Below are 22,403 nucleotides of genomic sequence, written 5' to 3' on the forward strand. Positions count from 1 at the left end.
TCTAGCCGGCCATCGCCCCGCCCTTCGGCCGCGCCAGATCCGCGAGCAGGCTCGCCGCCACCGTCGCCTTGGAGACCGTGAGGCCGGAGGCGGTCACCGCCTCCAGGGTGGCGCGGGCCTGGTCGAGGGCGGCGCCCCGGCTCCGGCTCCAGGCCTCCACCGCGTCCGCGCCGGCCCCCACGGTGCCGACGATCTCGGCGGTGAGCTGCCGGTGCGCGGTGGCGATGGTGGCGATGGCGCGTTCCAGGGCGATGCGGTCGTAGGTGTCGCCGGTGGCGACCGCCCGGGCCGCGCCGGTTAGGTCCGAGAGCTGGAGCGCCCGGTCGAGGGCGAAGTGGGTCGCGGCGATCTCGGGCATGGCCCCGCCGCCGGTCTCGGCGATGCGTACGATGTCGGGGGCCGAGGTCAGGGTGGTCAGGGCCGCCAGACGCCGGGCCGGCGCCTCCGCCATCCCGAGCCCGACGAGTTCGGCTTCGCGGGCGGCGAGTTGCCGGTTCACCGCCTCGCCCATCACCGCCGGCAGAGCCGCCTGTAGGGCGCTGATGCCCTCGCGGTAGCGGGCGACGATCGGGGCGACGCTGCCCGAGAGGTCGAGGTTGCGCAGGAACCAGACGATGCGGCCGACGAGGAGGTCCTGAACCTCGGCGTAGAGGGCGATCTGCGCCTGTCCGCCGATGGCGCCGGCGAGCCCGTCGATGGCGAGATTCAGCTCCATCAGCCCGTAGGCGTCGCGGGTGATGGCGTAGGCCTTGGCGATGGCGCTCGCATCCGCCCCCGTCTCCTCGACGAGGCGGGTGACCAGCGAGGGGCCGCCGCGATTGACGATGATGTTGGAGAGCGCGGTGCTGATGATCTCGCGCCGCAGGCGGTGGCCGTTGACCGCGTCGGGGAAGCGCTGGCGCAGGGCGGCGGGGAAGTAGCGCTGCAGCTCGCGGTCGAAATAGGGGTCGTTCGGGGCGGTGCTCGCCAGCAACGCGTCGTAGAGCGCGAGCTTGGCGTAGGCGAGAAGCACCGCGTATTCCGGCCGGGTCAGCCCCTCGTCCTTGCGCATGCGTTCGGTGATCGCCGCATCGTCCGGCAGCAATTCGACAGTGCGGTCGAGGCGCCCGTCCGCCTCCAGCGCCTGCATGGTCCGCATGGCGAAGCCCGTCTCGGACAGGCCGCGATGCTGGGCCAGCGACAGGGCCAGCGTCTGGAGTTGGTTGTTGCGCAGCACCAGGGCGGCGACCTCGTCGGTCATCGCCACCAGGAGGGCGTTGCGGTCTTGCCCGCCGAGGCGGCCGTCACGCTCCGGGCTCATCAGGGCGATCTTGATGTTCACCTCGACGTCGGAGGTGTTGACCCCGGCCGAATTGTCGATGGCGTCGGTGTTGAGGCGGATGCCGTGGCGGGCCGCCTCGATGCGCCCGCGCTGGGTCGCCCCGAGATTGGCGCCCTCCCCGATCACCTTCGCGCGCAGCATGGCCCCGGTGATGCGCACCGCGTCGTTGGCCCGGTCGCCGGCCTCCTCGTCGGATTCGGTGGTGGCGCGAATATACGTGCCGATGCCGCCGAACCAGAGCAGGTCGACCGGCGCCGTCAGGATCGCCTGCATCAGGTCGGCCGGCGTCGCCTCGGCGTCCGCGATTCCCAGCACGTCCCGGATCTCGGGCGAGAGCGGAATGGTCTTCAGGCTGCGGGCGAAGACCCCGCCGCCGGGCGAGATCAGGCCGGCATCGTAGTCGCGCCAGGACGAGCGCCCGAGGTCGAACAGGCGTCGGCGCTCGGCGAAGCTCGCGGCCGCGTCGGGGTTGGGGTCGAGGAAGATGTCGCGGTGGTCGAAGGCGGCCACGAGGCGCAGGGTGCGCGACAGCAGCATGCCGTTGCCGAACACGTCGCCGGACATGTCGCCGACGCCCGCCACCGTAATCGGGTCGCTCTGGGTGTCGATGTCCATCTCCAGGAAGTGGCGCTTCACCGCCTCCCAGGCGCCGCGCGCGGTGATGCCCATGCCCTTGTGGTCGTAGCCCTGGCTGCCGCCCGACGCGAAGGCGTCGCCGAGCCAGTGGCCGCGCTCCGCCGAGAGGGCGTTGGCGATGTCCGAGAAGGTGGCGGTGCCCTTGTCGGCCGCCACCACCAGGTAGGCGTCGTCGGAATCGTGCCGCACCGTGTCGGCCGGCGGCGCGATGGCGTCACCCACGATGTTGTCGGTGAGTTCGAGCAGCGTGCGGATGAAGATCCGGTAGCTCGCCGTGCCCTCCTCCATCCAGGCCTGACGGTCGGAGGCCGGCGGCAGGCGCTTGGGGAAGAAGCCGCCCTTGGCGCCCACCGGCACGATCACGGCGTTCTTCACCTGCTGGGCCTTCACCAGCCCGAGCACCTCGGTGCGGAAATCCTCCGGCCGGTCGGACCAGCGCAGGCCGCCGCGCGCCACGTAGCCGAAGCGCAGGTGCACGCCCTCGACGCGGGGCGCATAGACGAAGATCTCGAAGAGCGGCCGCGGCAACGGCATGCCGCTGACCCGGGCGCAGGCGAACTTGAAGGCCAGGGCCTCGCGGCGTCCGCCCCCCGGCGCGACCTGGAAGAAGTTGGTGCGCAGGGTCGCCTCGATCAGGTTGACGAAGCGGCGCAGGATGCGGTCCTCGTCGAGGCTGGTGACGGCGGCGAGCGCCGTCTCGATTTCGGCGCGGATCTCCGCCTGCCGGGCCTCCCGATCGCCCGCCAGCGTCGGATCGAACCGGGCCTCGAACAGGGCGACGAGGGACCGGGCGACGTCCGGATGCGCGCCGAGGGTGGCGGCGAGGTAGTCCTGGCCGTAGCGGATGCGGAGCTGGCGCAGGTAGCGGCCATAGGCCCGCAGCACCGACACCGCGCGCCAGGGCAGCTCCGCCTCCAGCACGAGGCGGTTGTAGCCGTCGGATTCGGCCGATCCGGTGCCCAGCGCCAGCAGGGCGTCCTCCAGCAGGGTCTCGAGGCGGCCGAGATCGATGGCGGCGCCGGTGGCGCGCTCGAGCAGCATGTCGTGCAGCCAGACCCGGGAGCCTTCGTCGGTCCCGGGGGGCAGGATGCGATAGGTCCGCTCGTTGATGACGCGGAAGCCGAGATTCTCCAGCACCGGCACCCGCTCGGAGAGCGACAGCGACGCCCCGCGCGAAAACACCTTGAGGCGGATCTGCGCGTCCGGGTCGGAGGCGCGCCGGCCGATATCGGCGGCGCGCGGGCGCTCGGAGCTCAGGCGCTCCAGAGTCATGATGTCGGCGATGGCGACGCGCGGGGCGAAGCTCTCGCGATAGGCCGCCGAGAAGGCCTCGCCGTAGCGGGCCGCCAGGGCGCGGGCCTCCGGCCCGTCGAGGGTTTCGGCGAGCGCGACCCGCAACGCGTCGCCCCAGGTGCGCACCAGGGCGGCGATGCCGGCCTCCAGGGCGGCGGGATCGCGCTCGGGCGCGCCGGATTCGGGCAGGCCGATGATGAAGTGGGTGCGCGCCAGCGGCCCGTCCGGGAAGTACGGATAGGCCGCCGAGAGCCGGCCGCCATACTCGGCGGCGAGGTAGGCGCCGATCCGCGCCCGGACGGTGGAATCGTAGCGATCCTTCGGCACGTAGACCAGGAGCGAGACGAAGCGGCCGAAGCGGTCGGGCCGCGACAGCACCCGCAGGCGCGGCCGGTCGGCGAGATGCGCGATGGCGAGGCTGAAGCGGTAGAGCCGGTCGGCATCGATCTGGAACAGGTCGTCGCGCGGATAGGTCTCCAGCACGTCGAGGAGGCCGCGCCCCGCATGGCTCATCGGGTCGAGGCCGGCGCGGGCCGCCACCCGCGCCACTTTTTCGCGAAGATAAGGAATTTCGCGGGTGGGCAGCGTGTAGGCGCTGGCGTTGAACAGGCCGACGATACCGACCTCGCCGGTGAGCCGGCCGTCGGGGCTGAACAGCTTGCAGGCGACGTAGTCGAGATGGGCCGCGCGGTGGACCCGCGACTTCACGCTGGCCTTGGTGATGATGAGCGCCTGCGGGCCTTCGAGGAAGGCGCGGATCTCCGGCGTCATGTCCACGAGGGCGCCGCCGCGCCGCAGCACCGCCACGGCGGAATCGCGCAGCAGCCCGAGGCCGGAGCCCTCGACCAGCGCGTGCTCGTCGCCGGCCAGGCCGTGCTCGCGCAGGCCGAGCAGGGTGAAGTGGCCCTCGCCGAGCCAGGCCAGGAAGGCGCGGGCATCCGCCACCTCCCTCTCGGACAGGGGCGGCGGGGCGCCGGCATAGGATGCCGCCAGGGCGGCGAGGCGGGCCGCCATGGCGGCGTGATCGTCGGTGGCCAGCGCCACATCGCGAAACACCCGGGTCAGGCCGTCGACGAGGCGGGTGCGGGCCGCGTCGTCGTCGAGCCGGTCGAGGTGGATGTGGATGAAGCTCTCGCGGGCGAACCCCGCCTGAGTGTCGGCGGTGGTCTCGCCGACCACCCGGATCAGGACGCCGGTCGCATCGCGCTCGACACCGAGGATCGGGTGGGCGACGAGGTGCGGGGCAAGCCCCTGCTCGGTCAGCTCGGCCAGGGCCGAATCGAGCAGGAACGGGCGGTTGTCGTTGACGATCTCCACGATCGTGAGATCACGGGCACGGCCCTCGCGCACGACGATCCGGTCGCTGACGGACAGGTTCGCCGGCGCGCCGGGATGGCGGCCTCGCGCCAGATTCGCGCGCGCCGCCAGGGCGAGGTCGGCGAGATCCTGCGCCGGATAGGGCGAGAGATCCTCGGGCGGCACCCGTCCGAACAGGTCGGTGACGAAGCCGCCGGGGCCGCCTTGCGCGGCGACCCGCTCGGCCGCGGCCCCGAGGAGATCGGTGCGGGCGCCCCGGGCCTGGGGGCTGGAGAGCGCGGCATTCCGTTCCAGAGCCATGGTCTTCCGTGTCCTTGCGTCGGTGCGGCCGGCCCGCGCTTGCGGGCCTCGGCGCGCGTCGAGACGAAGAAGCCCGACCCGGCCGTCGCGGCCCGTCGAACCCGGACGCACTTGAGCATCGGTGCCGATGGGTGGCCAGAGCGCGCCCCCCGTTGCACCCCCTGCAAACCGCGCCGGAGGCTACGACCCATGATCGATGTCAGGCTTTCCGGTCACGCCGCCGCATCGACCCACAATAATGCAAAGCTGGGTTGCATAATATGCATATCGATCGCCACAGACGAGCAGGGTGCAGCACCGGAGCCTGCCCTGACGGGTGGCGGAGCGTGACAATCAACTCGGTCGCCGGAATCACACGAAGATCAATGAGTCTGCCGACTCGGTCTCGCTGATTGAAAGTTGCGATTTCAATACAATACCCCCGACAGGTGGTAGATCGTCGTCAGATTAAGCGGCTAAAAACACGAATAATCACTTTTTTTGAAAACAACCACCGGTTATCATGCACGCGAAATGGCACGAATTCTCGTCCTTTGAGCTCCTAGTCACATGCCGTAACTCAGTCGTACAACGTCGCATTCAAAATTTGCTAAATGTTAGTTGGCGGCCGAGTTGGCGGGAGAGGCCCTTGCGAAGGAATCGCAGGATTTTCTCAGATTAGAATTGCGGCGCCGAGCAGTCCTGACGTCATTTGGTCGACCGGTCGCGTGTTGAGAGGCTGGTACGGGCAAAGGAGGCAGATCAAACCCTGATAGCGACCCGCGTGGGGCGTGGGTACGACCATGCGCACGACTCCGGGCGGTCCGGCGCGGTGAGAAACATCTGCGTTCATAGCCCGCAATCAATGCAGAAACCTATGCTGATCATGCGTTGATCTGAACAAGACTGCGAAGATGGACTGATCGATCCACGCCGGGCGTCTTCACGGAAAAATACCTATTCCCGGTGCACGTTATTGGTCGACCCGAGGAGCGATATGGACCTCCCTCAGAATTTCGCTCATAAAACCGCGCGGTACGGTCATGTCGTACCGATCCCGAAGCTATCGTGAGAGATGATCACGTGTTCGCCGCGAGCATGACTCGGCTAGAATCGCATCTTTTAACAGGTCAGCAGCGCCGGCCCTTTCCGGCTGCACCCGGACGCATGCTCCAGTTGGCCGAGGATCTGACGCAGATCGGGCTCTGGTCTGTCGATCTGCGATCGAGTGAACTGGCCTTCTCGGATGGATTCGCGCGCCTGACCGGGTTGTCGCAGCTGAATGGCAAGCTGGATACGCTGGGTGACCTGTTCCATCCGGACGACCGGCACATTTTCGAAGAGATCTCCGCCGCCTTGCGAACCGGAATTCCGGTCGATCGCGGGTTCCGGGTTGTGCGGTCCGACCGCTCGGTGCGCTGGGTCGAGCTCAAGGGGCACGTGATCCTCGGACACGACGCCTATCCGATCCGGGCCGATGGCATCCTGCTCGACGTCACCTGCCGGCACGAGGCGACCCAGTCGGTCCTGCGCAACCAGGCCCGGTACGAGGGACTGGTCGAGGCCGTCGCCTCCGTGGTGTGGGAGATGACGGCCGACGGTCATTACCTCCCCTCGACGAGCTGGTGCGCGCTGACGGGGCAGACCCCGCAGGAATGGCAGGCCGGCGGCTGGTCCGCCGCGATCCATCCCGACGACCGCGCCCAGGCCGCCGCCGCCTGGGCCAACGCCGTCCGGCGCGTCGAATCCTACGAGGCCAATTACCGGCTGCGCTGCGCCGACGGGCTGTTCCGCTGGGTCAGCGCCCGGGCGGTGCCGATCCTCAACCCGGACCACTCGGTCCGAGAGTGGATCGGTCTCGTCATCGACATGACAAGCTCGGCCAGCGTGATGAGCCAGCCCAACGGCATCCCGCTGGAAGAGATCTCGGGCCCGCTGATCCGCAGCGCCCGGGCGATGCTGAACTGGTCGATCCCGGATCTCGCCGCGGCGGCCGAAGTCTCGGGCTCCAGCATCAAGCGATTCGAGGAAAGCGACGGCGGTGCCCTGCGGCCGCGAACCCGGACCGCCATCCGGCTGGCCCTCGAGGCGGCCGGGATCACGTTCGTGTCGCGCCAGCCCGGCGAGGTCGGGCTGGTATACCGTCCGGTCTCGAACGCCTGAGACGGACCGAAGATCGCGTGACCTCCACGCGACCCTCGTGAATACGCGTCGGTCGGAAACCCGCCTCAGCGGGCGCCGAGCAGCTCCACGTCGAAGATTAGGGTGGCGTTGGGCGGGATCACGCCGCCGGCGCCGCGCGGGCCGTAGCCCTGGTCCGGCGGGATGATCAGCGTGCGCTTGCCGCCGACCTTCATCGTGGCGACGCCCGTATCCCAGCCGGCGATGACCTGTCCGGCCCCGAGGGTGAAGCTGAACGGGGTGCCGCGATCCCGCGAGGAATCGAACTTCTTGCCGGGCTTGCCGCCCTCATCGAGCCAGCCGGTGTAGTGGACGCTGACCTTCTGGCCGGCCTTCGGCTCGGGGCCGGTGCCCACGACCTCGTCACGGTACTGGAGGCCCGAAGGGGTGGTGACGGTCTCGGCGGAAGCGGATGCAGTCATGGCGAGGATCAAGGCTCCGGTGAGGGCGTAGAGGGGACGGCGCATGGATAGTCCTGTCTGGCATGCCGAGGCGGCGCAGTAGCACGGACTCGGGATGCCGGTACAATCCCCGGCGCGAAAACCCTCGGCGCCTCAGCGCCTCAGCAGGCGCCGCACCTCGTGACGCGCCTCGCCCTCGAAGCGGGCTAGGCGGAGGCGCCGCTCCAGCGAGATCAGGCCGCGCCCCGCATCCGGCACGGCGATGATCTCCGCGACCGCGTCGCGCTCCCGGTAGAGGCTCTCCAGGGCGGAACCGGCCAGGGTCGCCGAATCGAGCCGGTTGGCAAAGGCCTCCGCGTGCAGGGCCCGCACGATCTCGGCCTCCAGCACGAGACCCGGCGCGTAGGCGCGGGCGGTCTCGTCGTAGGCGGTCTTCAGGAGGTAGGCGGTTCCCCCCGAGACCAGGGCGAGGCTGACGGCCAGCGGCGTTCCAGCCTGACGCAGGGTGTCGGCCCGGATGCCGACCGGACCTTCGCCCGCTCCGAACACGGCGCGGGCGAAGGTCGCGTGGGCGGCCTGGCACGCCATGGCGCTCCCGGCGGCGCCCTTCCACCCGGCGGCTTCCACGGTCAGGAACACCTCCACAGCCCGCGCGAGCCCCGGACCGCGGGTCTCGGTCTCGAGGCTCACGGCCCCTCCCTCGGCGATGCGCCGCTGGCGGCGGCGCAGGTCCTTCAGCCGGGACGGATGCGGATGCCCGGCCAGGAACGCCGCATGATCGGGGCGCCGCTGCAGGACGGGGCGCCAGAACCGCGCCACCTCTCCGACATCCCAGCCCGCAAGCTCCATCGCAGTTAGCAGATCGCGACCGAGGCTGGTCTCGACCGAGAGAAGGGGCCAGCGCCACGGGCGTCCAGCGGATGCGCCCGCCAGACCCGCGACCAGGGTCGCCAGGATGGCGGGTCGCTCCGGCCCATCGGCGACCAGGGGCGCCGTGGCGGTGATGAACGGCGAGAGGTAGGGCAGCGACACGCAGCGCCCGAGGCCGCAGATGTCGTAGGATCGGCGAAACGGCAGCACGGCCTCCAGCCGATCGCCGAATCGCACGACGACCACCCGGAGATCCGGTGCGGCGAGGCCGCTCGCCCGATGGGCCAGCATCACGTGGCGACTGTAGAACGGATGGGCATCCCCCGACCGGGACGAGAGATCGTCCCAGGCCGCGGCGTCCTGCCCGAGGGCGTCCAGGGTGGTGACGGCGCAGGAATAGGCCTGACAGGGATAGGCCGACGCTGCAGGCGGGCGCGCGACAGCGGCGGTCATTGGGCAAGCCTTCCGAAGTGAGCGATCCGGACCGGCGTGAACAGCCCATGCACGGCATAGGCCGCCCGGGCCATCGCGACGGCTCGCACCACGGTGGCGATCGCCATCGCGAACGCCGCCCCCGCGACACCGAGCACCGGGACCAGCGCGAGGCAGAGGCCGCCGGCCAGGATCAGCATTGCTAGGGCGATGCCGGCGGCGAGGCGCTCGCCACCGAGCATGTTGAGCAGATCCTCGCCCGGACCGAAGGAACTGGCGGCGACGCTGCCGGCGACCAGAACCGCCAGGATCGGCAGGCTATCCCGAAACTCGGGTCCGAACAGTCCGAGCAGCAGGGGAGCGGCCACCACGACGGCGATGCCGATCAGGGCGGTGGCCGCCAGGGTCAGCCGCGCCTGCAACGACACCAGGGTGGAGAGCCGCTCCCGATCACCGGCGGCATGCGCTGCCGTGAAGCGCTGTGCCGTGGCGGCAGTAGCGGCGAAATGCACGAAGACGACGAATTGCTGGATGCGGGTCGCCGCGAAGTACAATCCGACCGTAGCCGGCGGCACGAGCAGGCTCAACACCACCACGTCGATGAAGCTGGAGGCTGCGCTGGCGAGATCGCTTGCGGCGATCGGCAGACAGGCGCGGAACCAGTTTCGCCAGGCGTAGCGGCGTGGCCCCGGAGGCAGGATCGCCCGCAGGCGAAGCAGCAGCAGAACGGCCTGGATCGACACGGCGACGCCCGTCGCCACCAGGGTGCATAGAACGGCGATGCGGGCTTCCGCCGGGGCGCCGAGCGCCACCGCCGCAAGCATCGCGGCCATGATCAGGCCCTGGCGCAGCAGGTAGGGCGGTGCGATGGCCAGCACCGCCCAGTTCTGGCCACGAGCGACACCCTCGCAGTAATCCTGGAGGGCGAAGAGCGGCAGAACGAGAGCGGCGACCAGAATCGGCGCGGCGTAGGGCCCGTCGAGCAGCGATCCCTCCAGCCAGACCAGGGCGAGTCCGCCGATCGCCACGGCGATGGCGCTGGCCAGGGTGACCATCGCGCCGCCGAGGAGATAGGCCCGGACCGCCGCGAGGTCGCCGCGCGCCTGGTCGCCCGGGATGAAGCGGCAAGCGCCCTGCGAAAGCCCGAGGGTGGCCGAGTGCCCCAGGATCGCGATCCAGACCCAGATCGCCGCAAAGATCCCGTACTCCGTACCGCCCATCAGGCGGGCCATCAGGACCTGTCCGATATAGGCGAAGCCGGCCGCCCCGATGCGGATCGCGAAGACTTGGATCGCCGCACCGCCTGCGCCGGTTCGTAGGCGCGTGAGGGTGCTCCACAGGCTGGCGGCTCCGATCCTGTCCGTCGCTATGCTCACCGAATGGCCCCCGCCCGATGCGTTCGGGTCTAGGCCATCCGGCCTTGCGGCGCGGTTAAGCCGGGCGGTTAAAGCATTGCGTTCAGGGGCCGGCGGACGGGGTCGGCTTTGCACCAACCGCGTCGTTCGGAGGCGCCAGGGTCAGGGCCGGGCGCCCGGCCGTGCCGGTGGAGACGGGGTCCGGCTGGAGCAGCGAGAGCGTGATGGCGCGGGTGACGTGCTCGGCCATGCAGCGCAAACCCAGTTCGTTGAGGCGAAACTGGGTGCCGAGCAGGTGCCCCTCTCCCTTGTCGTTGCTGCGGGCGAGGTAGCGCATGGCCTCGTAGCGCTGAACCAGCGGCACGCCCTCCCGCTGGGCCACCTCCTGCACCTTGCGCACGAGGCTTGTGTAGTAATCGTCCTTCGCGAGGCTGGCGGTGTAGACCGGACTGACCAGCACGACATCGATCGCGTGGCCCTTGATCCACTGGACGGTCTCATCAAGAGCGCTGCCGAAGGCCTCCAGATCCACCCGCGCGAGGGCATCGTGCGATCCGACCTGCCAGATCACGAGATCGGGCTCCACCTCGGCCACCATGCTGCGCAGGCGCTCGCCGGCTCCGGAGGCGATCTCGCCCTGCAGGCCCCGGCTCTCCACCACCACGTCGACATTCGTCAGGGAGCGCTCGAGCGCCGTCTCCAGCTTGACCGGGTACGTAGCGGAGGCTCCGAGTCCCATCGTCGAGGCCCCGATGGCGAGCACCCGCACCGGACGATTCTCTTTGAGCGCGTCCTTGACCGCGCCGAGCCGGGCCAGGGTGTAGAGCTTGGAGCCCGGCACCCGGCATTCCGGCGAAAGCGCCACGTCGACGGCTTCCGCATCCGCGCCCTGACCGGCCACGACGACGCTCGGCGGCGAAACGACGGTGGGCGCAGGCGGCACCGCCTTGACCACGGGATCCTGCTTGACCACGGAGTCCTGCTTGACCACGGGGTCCTGATGGGCCGCCGGCTCCTGCGCGTAGGCGCTCTCTCCGCTCCCGTACCAGAGGAGCGAGAGGCTCAGGGCGAGGAGAGCCGCGGTTTGCGGGAGCGCCATTCGACGAACCATGCGGTGAAACCTAGTGCGAACAGGCCGGACCCTACGACGAAAACGTCAACGACGACACCGCCTCCGGTCCAGAACCTGACAAGTTGCGCGGCCAGACTCAGCAGCGAGCCGATGGAGAAGACCGCGAGGGAGTTGCGTCCAAGGCTCGCAAGGAAGTTCGTGACCCAGCCGAGCCGGGGCGCCAGGACGGCGTAGACTGCCTGGAACGCGAGGAGCACGCCGAGGAAGTGCACGACACGGGCCGGCGACAGGTAGGTTTTGTCGAAGGTGAAGACGAGGCGCGGGTCAGGCACGAGAAGCGGATCCGGCCGCAGTTCCAGCACCGACAGGACGATCCCCGTCACGACGATCACCAAGCCGAGCGGAAGCAGTCGCCGCGACCAGCGCTTCAGCCAGGGGGATGTCCGACTCCAATCCTGCATCGTGAATCCGAGCACCAGGAGGAGCTGCCAGCACAGGGGATCGAAGAACCAGTCGCCCTCCCCCGGCCAGGAGGGCAGGTTCCACTCGAAGACAAGGCTCGCGGCATAGAGGGCGAAGGACAGGACCAGAGCGGCGACGCGGCTCACCCGGCCGATCAGCACGAAGATCGGGGCGATGCCGAGAAGCACCACGTAGAGCGGCAGGATGTTGAAGAAGCCGAGCTGGTGGGTGAGCAGCACGAAACCGACCATGGTCTGGATCGGGTCGGCGAAGAAGCCGCCGGCATTGTGCCATTCGAGCAGCAGCGGGTTGTCGAGAAACAGGGCGGCACCGGCGATCATGCCCAGCGCCAGGGCCATGGTGGTGATCTGGGCACGATACACCTCGATGGTGCGGGACAGGAGTCGCAGCACGCTCTTCAGGCGCAGCTCGGGGCTGCCGTCACGGTTGCGCGTGGCGATCCCGATCGACCAGCCGGCCAGGAAGACGAACAGCTCCGCAGCATCCGAGATGCCGTATTGCGAATAGGTGTACCGCTCGAAGGTATTACCGGGGATGTGGTTCACGAAGATCGTGATGAGGGCGAGGCCCCGCCAGAAATCCACCGCGTTCGGTTCGCGCATCGGGGCTCGGCACTCCGGCAGCTCGAAGGGACAGGTGCTAGGCGGACTGGAGGTCGCGGCCGCGCGGCAAGGGCCGGCCCTGATAAGGTGCCCTCGACGTTCTGCAAAGTGCAACCTTCGCGGGCTGCCGGTCGGCCCGGATCGGCTCGGGCACCGCGCTCAGTCCGGCCGCAGCCGATGAGGAGATGCGTGTCTTCGCTGGATCGGGTCCAGGGCCGGGAGTTCAGGCCTTATCGCCCGACCGGTGTGGTATAAATACCGGGGACGTCGCGCGGTCCCGCACCTATGATGGACCTCGTTTCTCACGAACCGGAATCATCCATGCAGACCCCCGTCGTCGGCGATGCCGCGCCGATCCCGACCGGAGTGCCCGGCCTCGACGAGATCCTCCATGGCGGCTACGCGGCCCAGCGCGCGCACCTCATCGAGGGACGTCCGGGCAGCGGCAAGACCACGCTGGGGCTGCAGTTTCTCCTCGACGGCCTGAAGCGGGGCGAACGCGGGTTGTACATCACGCTGTCGGAGAGCCGGCGCGAACTTCTGTCGGTGGCCGAGCGGCATGGCTGGTCCCTGGACGGCGTCGAGATCTACGAGCTCGTGCCACCCGAACTCAGCTTGGATTCCGAGCAGCAGCAGAGCCTCATCCACTCGTCCGACCTGGAGCTCGGCGAGACGGTTCGGATGGCGCTGGCGGAGATCGAGCGCGTGAACCCGGTGCGGGTGGTGTTCGACAGCCTGTCGGAGATCCGCCTGCTGTCGCAGGGCTCCCTGCGCTATCGTCGCCAGGTCCTGGCGCTGAAGAGCTACTTCCTGCTCAACAATGCCACCGTGCTGATGCTCGACGACCTCAGCTCGGAGGACGACGACCTCAATCTGCACTCGATCAGCCATGCGGTCCTGCGCCTGGAACAGGTGACACCGACCTACGGAGCGGGCCGCCGCCGGCTCCATGTCATCAAGATGCGCGGCACGCCCTACGAGAGCGGCTACCACGACTTCGTGCTCCGGCGCGGCGGCGTCCGCATCTTCCCCCGCCTCGTTGCGGCCGACCACCACACCGCCTTCACCTTTGGAGCCGTCGCCTGCGGAGTCCCGGAACTCGACGCGGTACTGGGCGGCGGTCTCGACAGGGGCACCACCAACCTGATCATCGGGCCTTCGGGAGCCGGCAAGTCCACGCTGGCTCTCGGCTACCTCATGGCAGCCCTCGAGGCTGGCGAGCACGGCTTGATCATCAGCTTCGACGAGACCACCGGCATTCTGCTGCGTCGAGCCCTGGGCGTCGGATTCGATATCGGCCCCCACGTCGAATCCGGACTGCTCCGGATCGAACAGATGGATCCCGCCGACGTATCGGCCGGTGATTTCGCCGGGCGCATCCGGGACGCCGTGGAGACGGATCAGGCCCGCGTCGTGGTGATCGACAGCCTGACCGGGTACATGAACGCGATGAGCGGGCAGCCGCACCTCGTGCTGCAGATGCACGAGATGACCACCTACCTGAACCAGCAGGGGGTTGTGACGATCCTCGTGCTGGCGCAGCATGGCATGGTGGGCCGGATGGAGGCCCCGGTCGATCTCACCTATGTCAGCGACACGGTCGTGATGCTGCGCTTCTTCGAGGCGGGCGGTCGCGTCAGACGCGCCCTCTCCGTGCTCAAGAAGCGCACCGGCCCGCACGAGGATACGATCCGCGAGTTCCGGATCGACGCCCAGGGTCTGCGGGTCGGATCGGTGCTCAGGCAGTTCCGCGGCGTGCTGACCGGCGTCCCGACTTTCGAAGGCGACCGGGCCGATCTCCTCGACGATCGGCCGGACCCGTCGCCCCGAATCATCGACCAGGAGTCCAGGCAACAGGCCGGAACCGGGCCTGATAACTTGACCGGGCCTCATGGTGTGACCGGGCCTCATGGCGCAGCCTGAACCCATCGCCCTGATCCTCGCACCGGGTGGACGGGACGCCCGGATCGCGACGGCGATCCTGGCCGAAGTCGGCGTCGCTTCGCGGATCAAGGACAGCTTGGCCGACTTGGTCGAGAACCTCGACACGGCCGCCTGCGCGGTCATCACCGAGGAAGCCCTGCTGCGTTCCGACCGACGGGCGATCGCCGACTGGTCCGAGCGCCAGCCCCCCTGGTCCGACTTTCCATTCATTGTCCTGAACCATCGCGGCGCTTCGCCGGATGAGCGCCTGACCGGTCTCCTCGGGAACGTCACGCTCCTGGAGCGGCCGTTCCACCCCGCGGTGCTCGCAAACGCCGTGCGCTCCGCCCTGCGCGCCAGGCGTCGGCAATGGGAGGTCGCGGCGTATCTCGACGAGCGTCAGAAGACGCACGAGCGCCAGGCCCTGCTGATCCGCGAATTGCATCACCGGGTGAAGAACACCCTCGCGACGGTGCAGGGGCTGCTCGGCGCGACCGCGCGTTCGACCACCGATGTCGAGACCTTCTACCAGTCCTTCTCGAACCGCATCGTTTCGCTGGGCAAGACACACACCCTGCTCACTGAGGATTACTGGCAGACGGCGCCCCTGCACGAATTGCTCGAGAACGAGCTTAGTCCCTACAACGATGCCGACGGGCAGCGCATCCGTCTCGAAGGGCCGGTGATCGAGCTTGCGGCTGATTTGGCCGTTCCCACCGGCATGGCCTTTCACGAGCTGACGACCAACGCGGCCAAGCACGGGGCCCTGTCGCAGCCCGGCGGTCGGATCTCCATCGTCTGGAACGTCACCGCCGCCGAGGCGGGCCGCCGCTTGCAACTCACATGGACGGAATCCGGCGGTCCCGCCGTCGAGGCCCCGAAACGGAAAGGCTTCGGCTCCACCCTGCTTCAGCGGGTGCTGGCTCAGCAGTGCAACGCCACCGTGACAATCGACTATGCGCCGACCGGCCTGCGGTTTCACATGGAAGCCCCGCTGCCCGAGGAGCGGCTGGTCCCAACCTACTGAGTGCGTGCGCAGGGCTCAGTCGAGATAGTCGCCATATTTTTCGACATGACGGGCCAGACCCAGGCCATGCTCGCGGACCAACCGCTCGGCCCGCTCGGCATCTCGCGCCTCGAGTGCCTGAATGATCTCGACATGCTCCTTGATCGAGTTCGCGGCCCGATCGCCCTGGCGGAGGGCGGTGTTCCGGATGCCGCGCACGTGCATCAGAAGGTTGCTGGTGATGTCCTGGATGACATGGCATCCGCCGAGCGAGATGATCTTCTGATGGAAGCGGATGTTGGCGTCCGAGTACTCGTCCATATGGTCGGTTGGACGTCCCTCGTAGAATTCGGGAAAGTGCTCCCGCAAGCAATGCAACTGCTCGTCGGTGGCATGCTCACAGGCGAGGCGGGCGGCCATGCTCTCCAGCGCCGACCAAGCCTGGATCATGGCGACGATCTCTTTCTTCGACTTCTTGATGACGAAGACGCCACGTCTGGCTTCGAACCGAACGAAGCCCTCCTGCTCCAGCACGGTCAAGGCTTCGCGGACGGGGGTGCGACTGACGCCCAGATCCTGAGAGAGCTTGCGCTCATCCAGCCTGACCTCCTCGCGTTGGCTATAAATGTTCATGTTGGTGATGGCTTCTTTCAGCGCATCGTAGGCCAAGGCACGCAAGCTTGACGTCGCCGCCAGCGGCTTGATCTGGAATGTCGTCGACTCAACCATCTTTAACACCTGGAACAATGACAAGGACGCAGACGCCACGTCAATTTTGCCCGAAACATGCCGAACCCGCTGCCGGAACACAAGGAAACCAAGGCGTTTCAGCCGGGACAAGATTTGAATATCCCCCCTGCGGCAACAACATAGCTTCAGCCGCTCACTGAAGTGTGACGCCGCACGCTGGAGCTGCCCTTCGCGATTCGTACCCGTTCACGTGCAGAGCGAGCAATTTCGACTCAGGGGCAGCCGGAGGGCCGTCGTGAAGGGCCAAACGCTCGGAATCCCCTCACATGGCTCAGATCCAATTTGACACCTGGTATTTGGTATGCCACCATTCTTGAACTGACAATGACGTTGTCAGAAGTGAATGCACCGCACCCGACACAGTGATCGTAGCGCAATCTCTCTATGTGAGCACCGGCCCCCGAACAGTTTTACATCTTGAAACTGAATTGGACCGATTTCCACGGATCGTTCACAACGAAATCCTCGAGCCCGGAAGATACGCCACCGGGACACCGGACCGACGACCGATCCTTCTTTCAGAAACGATCAGGATCTCTGTCTAAGAGCTCGTCCGTCAACACCGCGTTACTCTGAATTACGATCAAGAACGGCGCGTCATCGAAAAAATAAGCGCCCGAACCGGAGGAAACCATCATGGATAGAACCGCTGGCTCCGAGACCGCTCAGGCCGTCCACGACGTCGCAACCGGCGTCGGTGTCACGTCCGATCATGCGGGCGAGCAGATCGACGGCTTCCACCTCGTCATCGACGCTCTGAAGTTGAACGGCATCACCAATATCTACGGCGTGCCCGGCATCCCGATCACCGATCTCGGCCGCCTTGCGCAGGCCGCGGGCATGCGCGTCATCTCCTTCCGCCACGAGCAGCATGCCGGAAACGCCGCCGCGATCGCGGGCTTCCTCACCAAGAAGCCCGGCATCTGCCTGACGGTATCGGCGCCCGGCTTCCTCAACGGCCTGACGGCGCTGGCCAATGCCACCACCAACTGCTTTCCGATGATCCTCATCTCCGGCTCCTCCGAGCGCGAGATCGTCGACCTGCAGCAGGGCGATTACGAGGAGATGGACCAGCTCGCCATCGCCAAGCCCCTGTGCAAGGCCGCCTTCCGCGTCCTGCACGCCGCCGATATCGGCATTGCCGTCGCCCGTGCCATCCGGGCCGCCGTCTCGGGCCGTCCGGGCGGCGTCTACCTCGACCTTCCCGCCAAGCTGTTCTCCCAGGTGATGGATGCGGAGGCCGGCACCAAGTCCCTGGTGAAGGTGATCGACGCCGCTCCTGCGCAACTGCCCGCCCCGAGCGCCATCGCCCGTGCACTGGACGTGCTCAAGGGCGCCAAGCGGCCGCTGATCGTTCTCGGCAAGGGCGCGGCCTACGCGCAGGCCGACGAGGAGATTCGCAACCTCGTCGAGCGCAGCGGTATCCCCTACGTCCCAATGAGCATGGCCAAGGGCCTGCTGCCCGACACCCACGCCCAGTCGGCCGGTGCGGCTCGCTCCCTCGTGCTGAAGGAGGCCGACGTCGTCCTGCTGGTCGGCGCACGACTGAACTGGCTGCTGTCGCACGGCAAGGGCAAGACCTGGGGTGCCCCCGGCTCGAAGAAGTTCATTCAGATCGACATCGAGCCCAAGGAAATGGACTCGAACGTCGAGATCGTCGCCCCGGTGGTCGGCGACATCGGCTCCTGCGTCACTGCTCTCCTCGAGGGCATGGGCCAGAACTGGCAGGCCCCCCCTGCGGCCTGGACCGACGCCATCCGGACCAAGAAAGAAGAAAACCTCGCCAAGATGGCCTCGAAGCTGAAGAAGAACTCGGCTCCGATGGACTTTCACGGGGCGCTCGGCGCACTCCGCACCATCATCAAGGAACGTCCCGACGCGATCCTCGTCAACGAAGGCGCCAACACCCTCGACCTCGCTCGCGGCATCATCGACATGTACCAGCCGCGCAAGCGCCTCGATGTCGGCACCTGGGGCATCATGGGCATCGGAATGGGCTTTGCGGTGGCGGCCGCCGTCGAGACCGGCAAGCCGGTCCTGGCGGTCGAGGGTGACAGCGCCTTCGGGTTCTCCGGGATGGAGGTCGAGACGATCTGCCGGTACGATCTGCCGGTGTGCATCGTGGTCTTCAACAACAACGGCATCTATCGGGGTACCGATACGGATCCCACCGGCCGCGACCCTGGCACTACGGTGTTCGTGAAGGACTCGCGCTACGACAAGATGATGGAGGCCTTCGGCGGTGTCGGCGTCCACGTCACGACCCCGGACGAGCTCTCCCAAGCCGTCAACGCCGCGATGGATTCGGGCAAGCCCACCCTGATCAACGCGGTGATCGACCCCAGCGCCGGGACCGAGAGCGGCAACATCGGGAGCCTGAACCCGACGAGCACAGTGGTTCGCAAGAAGACCGTCTGAACCTCCAGGCCTCCGGAGATCGACGTGGTCTCCGGGGACCATCGAGCGGGCCGGCTCCCCCGGGACGGCTGCCCGCTCGATGCCAGAGAGTTCGGCCAAGCGGCGCCGGAGGCCCTTCGGCCTCTCTCGTCGATCGCCTCGAAGGTCAGCGCTCGAATCCCCGTGCCGAAGTCTCCCTTGAAGCTGAAGTCTCCCGCGAAGGTGAGCCCGTGCCATGAAAGCCCTCGAAGGCGTCAAAATCCTCGACTTCACCCATGTCCAGTCGGGACCGACCTGCACCCAGTTGCTGGCCTGGTTCGGCGCCGACGTGATCAAGGTCGAGCGCCCGGGCGTCGGCGATGCCACGCGTCAGCAATTGCAGGACATCCCGGATGTGGACAGCCTGTATTTCACGATGCTGAACCACAACAAGCGCTCGATCACGCTCGACACCAAGCATCCCAAGGGCATCGAGGTGCTGTGGCGCCTCATCGATGAATGCGACGTCCTGGTCGAGAACTTCGCCCCCGGGGCGCTCGCCCGGATGGGCCTGACCTGGGAGGCGATCCACGCTGCCAACCCGCGCATGATCCTGGCCTCGGTGAAGGGCTTCGGCCCCGGCGCCTACGAAAACTGCAAGGTCTACGAGAACGTTGCGCAATGCGTCGGGGGTGCCGCCTCGACCACGGGCTTTCGCACCGACATCCCGATGGTGACCGGCGCGCAGATCGGCGATTCCGGCACCGGGCTGCATCTGGCGCTCGGCATCGTCACCGCCCTGTACCACCGAACCCAGACTGGCCTCGGCCAGCGGGTCGACTGCGCCATGCAGGACGGCGTGCTGAACCTCTGCCGGGTCAAGTTGCGGGATCAGCAGCGCCTGGAACGCGGCCCCTTGCCGGAATACAGCCAGTTCGGCGAGGGCATTCCGTTCGGGGACTCGGTGCCGCGGGCCGGCAACGATTCCGGCGGCGGCCAGCCCGGCCGGATTCTGAAGTGCAAGGGCTGGGAGACCGACCCCAACGCCTACATCTACTTCATCACCCAAGGGGCAGTCTGGCCAAAAATCTGCGACGTCATTGGTGAACCCGCCTGGGCGACGCATCCGGACTACGCCACACCGAAGGCGCGGCTGCCGCACCTCAACGAGATCTTCACCCGCATCGAATCCTGGACGATGTCCAAGACCAAGTTCGAGGCGATGGAGATCCTCAACGCGCTGCACGTGCCCTGCGGGCCGATCCTGTCGATGAAGGAGATTGCGGAGGACGAGTCCCTGCGAAAGTCCGGGACCGTCGTGGAAGTCGATCACCCGACGCGGGGCAAGTACCTCACGGTCGGAAATCCCATCCGGTTATCGGCGAGCGAGACCGAAATCACCCGGTCGCCGCTGTTGGGCGAACACACCGATGAAATCCTGACCCAGGTCCTCGGCTACTCCGAGGCCGAGCGTCTCAAGATCTCAGAATCCGGCGCCATCGGCACGATGCAACAGATCGCTGCCGAGTAGGCACGTCCCCCAACCCGGTCTCTCCTCTCCACCCGGTCTCTCCTCCCAACTTGGCACGGCTTCGATCCGTCGAAGCCGTGCTTCTTTTGAGGACGATCGAACCGAGGGATGCCCAGCGGCCCTTTCCGGCGCCGACGATCGGAGTGCGACCCGAGGCGGACGTGTTATCCTGCGGAAGCCAGTTGGCGGGCTCGCTCGCCCCAGGCGCCAAGCGTACGCGCTTGGCTCGGGATCAGCACTTCGGCGGCATCCCCCAAGGTCGCGTCCATCCGGATCACACCCAGCTCCGTGAGTACGCGGTGGACGATCGGGTCCGCCTCCGCCAGCGCAGCTGCCAGACCAGTCACGCGGCCGCGGTCGAGGCGAGCAAGAACGCGGCCGGTGGTCTGTTCGGCAAACCGGATCGTGGTCATCCTGCGAAGGCAGTCGCGCAGGAAGCGCATGTCACCGAGCCTGTCCCGGGGCGGTACGCCGACATACACCGCGTCGGGATCGCGCGCCTGGATGTTGATCGCCCGATAGCGATCGATATCGAGCAGGACCCGCACGTCGAGGATGTTCATGACGCCGCCCACCCCAAAGGCGACGGTTCGTGGCCGTTGGCCGTCCGGCACGCTGTTGTCCAGAAACTCGAAGTGAACTTCCTTGTCTCGCCGCAGCACCCAGGTGAAGAACAACCGCGGCATGCCCGTATAGGCCTCCACATTGTGCGCGAGCAGATCCTCGACCGCTTTGTAGCGGCCGAACTGCTGGCCCCGCTTCCAGGCCCGCTCCACCGTGGCGTCGGGCGGCGTGACCATGAACTGCATGTAGACCTGGTGCCCGAACCGGGTGAGGAGTTGGCTCCCCATCTCGGTCCCGGGATTCACCGCGAAGCTGTCGAAGCGGAAGCGATCGATCAGAAGGTGGGAGATCCGACCTGCCTCCGCCTTGCGCGCCATGTAGCCGTCGAGTTTCCGGTCGACGATCTCGACCTCGTGCCCGGTGAGTGGGCCTGCATAGCGCCAGGCCGGGCCGAGGCTGTCGTAGTCGAGCAGATACTTTCGCCAGACATCCGGAGTGATCAGCGCAAAATCCGCCCAATCGAGCCCCAGGGATTCCACCAATGCGCGCTGATGCGGCCGGACCGTACTTTTGCCGGAGGCGGAGGACCCCTTCACGTTCAGGATGACGGGGCCGTCCTGCGGCCTGAGCCGCCCATAGCCCTCCCGGTCGATCACAGTCTGCATCCAGGGCTCGATCATCTCGCCAAGCGCACGGCTGCCATAGCTGTTCGCGAAGAGAATGCCGGCGAGCTTGCAAAGCAGCGTCCGGTCGCGGAGCAGGAAGCCGCGACGGCCGATCACGCTGGCGACGACGGAGCGAAGCGCTGCGCAGGCTGCGATCGCCATAGGATCGGCGGCCTCGGCGGCGCGTTGCTGCCACGCCTCGAGATGAAGCTCCGCCCTCCGCTCCGGGTCCAAGCCTGCACGCGGCGGGCGCGCTAGCGCAGAATCGTTTTGCCGGAAGGCGCTGGTCCAGAAAGTCAACCAGGACGGCGATGGGCGGATCGGCGGCGCGGACGGCAAGCCCTCGCCCAGCATCGCGGCGACTTCGATCTGGAGAAGCGCCGCAGCCTCCGCACGAAGCGCCGCGAGGCGGGTGGCGATCTGCGGAGCGTGAGCGGCGAGGCCGTCTTGGAGGATGGTGGAGACCATGGCGCGGAAGTTCACGCCAAGGTCGCCGTAGGTCTGCCCCATCGGCACGAAGAGATCCGCCATGACGCGGATCAGAACCTCATGGATCACCAGCCGTTCGGCCCGGAAGACCACGAGTTGAGTCAGTGGCAGACCGCTGACATCGCTCATCTCGAAGGCGTCCGCGAGTGACGTCTCGACGTTTTCGCTTCGAAACACCGTCGCCAGGGGCAGGATCGTGCGGGGTAGGCCTGACTCGAGACCCGGGTTCCAGGGTCCGCAGACATCATCGCGCGTGGCCGGCGGCGGGTCCTCCAGGGCACGGGTCAGCATGCCAAAACCTTCCGCCCCCCAAGAGACCCTTGCCCTGACGTCCCGGCTGAGACCTCGAAGATGAGAGCCGTCAGGCCGCCTGTGGCTCCTCGATCGCTTCCAGCCGGAGCTGATACTGATCGCCCCAGAGTTCGCTAGCCTTCTGATACCAAGCGGTGTCGAAGTAGACGCGGCAGCAAAACTCGCTGGTCCAGATGCAGACTGCGATCAGACGGCCATCGATCACCTTCACGTGGCGGCTGATCAGGCCACCTGTAATTCCAGTCGATGGGCACATATCGATGCTGGTCATCCCGTAGCTGTTCTCGCCACTGAAGATCACGGGGCAGTCGAGGATGGCCAGAAACCGCATGGAAGTCCCTCCTTCATGAACCGACCGAGGATCGAGGCGTCACCGGGTGCGCCCTCTATGCTCGTCGGCGCCGGCGCCAAGAGCCAGCTTTGTTGTGCCTCATCCGCCGGACGAGGGTTTAGAAAAATCTGTGTTCAAACGAGATCAGGGTCAAGACGACCGCACCGCAAAAGCTTTTGTGCAGCACAAACCTTGCCTCACCGAATCTACATCT

The 22,403-nt window shown here is 67.3% G+C and carries 14 protein-coding genes; 5 read left to right on the top strand and 9 right to left on the bottom strand.

Annotated elements, in window-relative coordinates; genetic code table 11:
• Window position 1 precedes the first annotated feature (1 nt).
• Window positions 2-4,867 (bottom strand): NAD-glutamate dehydrogenase, encoded by a 4,866-nt coding sequence (locus tag ACV7NL_RS01370; protein ID WP_463354712.1) that lies wholly within the window; start codon window positions 4,865-4,867, stop codon window positions 2-4.
• Window positions 4,868-6,013: 1,146 nt separating this feature from the next.
• On the opposite strand from ACV7NL_RS01370, the gene ACV7NL_RS01375 reads away from it, so the two are divergent.
• The gene (locus ACV7NL_RS01375; protein ID WP_056182071.1) at window positions 6,014-7,009 is read left to right on the top strand and encodes a PAS domain-containing protein; all 996 of its coding nucleotides are present in this window, start codon (window positions 6,014-6,016) and stop codon (window positions 7,007-7,009) included.
• A gap of 65 nt (window positions 7,010-7,074) precedes the next feature.
• On the opposite strand, the gene ACV7NL_RS01380 is transcribed toward ACV7NL_RS01375, so the two are convergent.
• The 5 genes from ACV7NL_RS01380 to ACV7NL_RS01400 form a co-directional block, all read right to left on the bottom strand.
• Window positions 7,075-7,494 carry an FKBP-type peptidyl-prolyl cis-trans isomerase gene (locus tag ACV7NL_RS01380; RefSeq protein WP_056182064.1) on the bottom strand — a complete coding sequence of 140 codons (420 nt, stop codon included), beginning with the start codon at window positions 7,492-7,494 and terminating at the stop codon, window positions 7,075-7,077.
• Window positions 7,495-7,581: 87 nt separating this feature from the next.
• The gene (locus ACV7NL_RS01385) at window positions 7,582-8,751 is read right to left on the bottom strand and encodes a GNAT family N-acetyltransferase (protein ID WP_463354713.1); all 1,170 of its coding nucleotides are present in this window, start codon (window positions 8,749-8,751) and stop codon (window positions 7,582-7,584) included.
• The gene (locus ACV7NL_RS01390) at window positions 8,748-10,106 is read right to left on the bottom strand and encodes a lipopolysaccharide biosynthesis protein (protein ID WP_463354714.1); all 1,359 of its coding nucleotides are present in this window, start codon (window positions 10,104-10,106) and stop codon (window positions 8,748-8,750) included. The genes ACV7NL_RS01385 and ACV7NL_RS01390 overlap by 4 nt, the downstream gene beginning before the upstream one ends.
• An 82-nt stretch (window positions 10,107-10,188) precedes the next feature.
• The gene (locus ACV7NL_RS01395) at window positions 10,189-11,184 is read right to left on the bottom strand and encodes an SGNH/GDSL hydrolase family protein (protein ID WP_463354715.1); all 996 of its coding nucleotides are present in this window, start codon (window positions 11,182-11,184) and stop codon (window positions 10,189-10,191) included.
• Complete coding sequence (locus ACV7NL_RS01400; protein ID WP_463354716.1) at window positions 11,148-12,242, bottom strand: OpgC family protein; 1,095 nt, start codon at window positions 12,240-12,242, stop codon at window positions 11,148-11,150. The genes ACV7NL_RS01395 and ACV7NL_RS01400 overlap by 37 nt, the downstream gene beginning before the upstream one ends.
• A 321-nt stretch (window positions 12,243-12,563) precedes the next feature.
• Between ACV7NL_RS01400 and ACV7NL_RS01405 the strand changes: the two genes are divergently transcribed.
• Both ACV7NL_RS01405 and ACV7NL_RS01410 read left to right on the top strand, forming a co-directional pair.
• A complete protein-coding gene (locus tag ACV7NL_RS01405; protein WP_463354717.1) occupies window positions 12,564-14,165 on the top strand; it encodes an ATPase domain-containing protein in 1,602 nt (533 codons plus the stop codon).
• Window positions 14,152-15,192, top strand: coding sequence for a sensor histidine kinase (locus ACV7NL_RS01410; RefSeq protein WP_463354718.1), 1,041 nt, complete (start codon window positions 14,152-14,154; stop codon window positions 15,190-15,192). The genes ACV7NL_RS01405 and ACV7NL_RS01410 overlap by 14 nt, the downstream gene beginning before the upstream one ends.
• Before the next feature lie 15 nt (window positions 15,193-15,207).
• On the opposite strand, the gene ACV7NL_RS01415 is transcribed toward ACV7NL_RS01410, so the two are convergent.
• On the bottom strand, window positions 15,208-15,900 hold the full coding sequence (locus ACV7NL_RS01415) for a GntR family transcriptional regulator (RefSeq protein ID WP_056182051.1): 693 nt from the start codon (window positions 15,898-15,900) through the stop codon (window positions 15,208-15,210).
• Between the two features lie 657 nt (window positions 15,901-16,557).
• Here ACV7NL_RS01415 and oxc point away from each other — a divergent pair.
• Both oxc and frc read left to right on the top strand, forming a co-directional pair.
• The gene (gene oxc, locus ACV7NL_RS01420) at window positions 16,558-18,339 is read left to right on the top strand and encodes an oxalyl-CoA decarboxylase (protein WP_244478342.1); all 1,782 of its coding nucleotides are present in this window, start codon (window positions 16,558-16,560) and stop codon (window positions 18,337-18,339) included.
• A 214-nt stretch (window positions 18,340-18,553) separates the two neighbouring features.
• A complete protein-coding gene (gene frc, locus ACV7NL_RS01425) occupies window positions 18,554-19,828 on the top strand; it encodes a formyl-CoA transferase (protein ID WP_247634788.1) in 1,275 nt (424 codons plus the stop codon).
• A 164-nt stretch (window positions 19,829-19,992) separates the two neighbouring features.
• Here the strand turns inward: frc and ACV7NL_RS01430 are convergent, their stop codons facing one another.
• Entirely contained in the window at window positions 19,993-21,639 is a 1,647-nt protein-coding gene (locus tag ACV7NL_RS01430; protein WP_463354719.1) for a hypothetical protein, read from the bottom strand.
• Between the two features lie 268 nt (window positions 21,640-21,907).
• Window positions 21,908-22,189 (bottom strand): hypothetical protein, encoded by a 282-nt coding sequence (locus tag ACV7NL_RS01435; protein ID WP_056182045.1) that lies wholly within the window; start codon window positions 22,187-22,189, stop codon window positions 21,908-21,910.
• Window positions 22,190-22,403 lie beyond the last annotated feature (214 nt).

The organism is Methylobacterium sp. Ger2507, assembly GCF_055231875.1.

Bases quoted from the DNA above. Each gene is read 5' to 3' on its own strand.
- ACV7NL_RS01380 (WP_056182064.1), bottom strand. From the start codon at position 7,494: ATGCGCCGTCCCCTCTACGCCCTCACCGGAGCCTTGATCCTCGCCATG.
- ACV7NL_RS01415 (WP_056182051.1), bottom strand. From the start codon at position 15,900: ATGGTTGAGTCGACGACATTCCAGATCAAGCCGCTGGCGGCGACGTCA.
- ACV7NL_RS01405 (WP_463354717.1), top strand. From the start codon at position 12,564: ATGCAGACCCCCGTCGTCGGCGATGCCGCGCCGATCCCGACCGGAGTG.
- ACV7NL_RS01385 (WP_463354713.1), bottom strand. From the start codon at position 8,751: ATGACCGCCGCTGTCGCGCGCCCGCCTGCAGCGTCGGCCTATCCCTGT.
- ACV7NL_RS01400 (WP_463354716.1), bottom strand. From the start codon at position 12,242: ATGCGCGAACCGAACGCGGTGGATTTCTGGCGGGGCCTCGCCCTCATC.
- frc (WP_247634788.1), top strand. From the start codon at position 18,554: ATGAAAGCCCTCGAAGGCGTCAAAATCCTCGACTTCACCCATGTCCAG.
- ACV7NL_RS01370 (WP_463354712.1), bottom strand. From the start codon at position 4,867: ATGGCTCTGGAACGGAATGCCGCGCTCTCCAGCCCCCAGGCCCGGGGC.
- ACV7NL_RS01395 (WP_463354715.1), bottom strand. From the start codon at position 11,184: ATGGCGCTCCCGCAAACCGCGGCTCTCCTCGCCCTGAGCCTCTCGCTC.
- ACV7NL_RS01435 (WP_056182045.1), bottom strand. From the start codon at position 22,189: ATGCGGTTTCTGGCCATCCTCGACTGCCCCGTGATCTTCAGTGGCGAG.
- ACV7NL_RS01375 (WP_056182071.1), top strand. From the start codon at position 6,014: ATGCTCCAGTTGGCCGAGGATCTGACGCAGATCGGGCTCTGGTCTGTC.
- ACV7NL_RS01410 (WP_463354718.1), top strand. From the start codon at position 14,152: ATGGCGCAGCCTGAACCCATCGCCCTGATCCTCGCACCGGGTGGACGG.
- oxc (WP_244478342.1), top strand. From the start codon at position 16,558: ATGGATAGAACCGCTGGCTCCGAGACCGCTCAGGCCGTCCACGACGTC.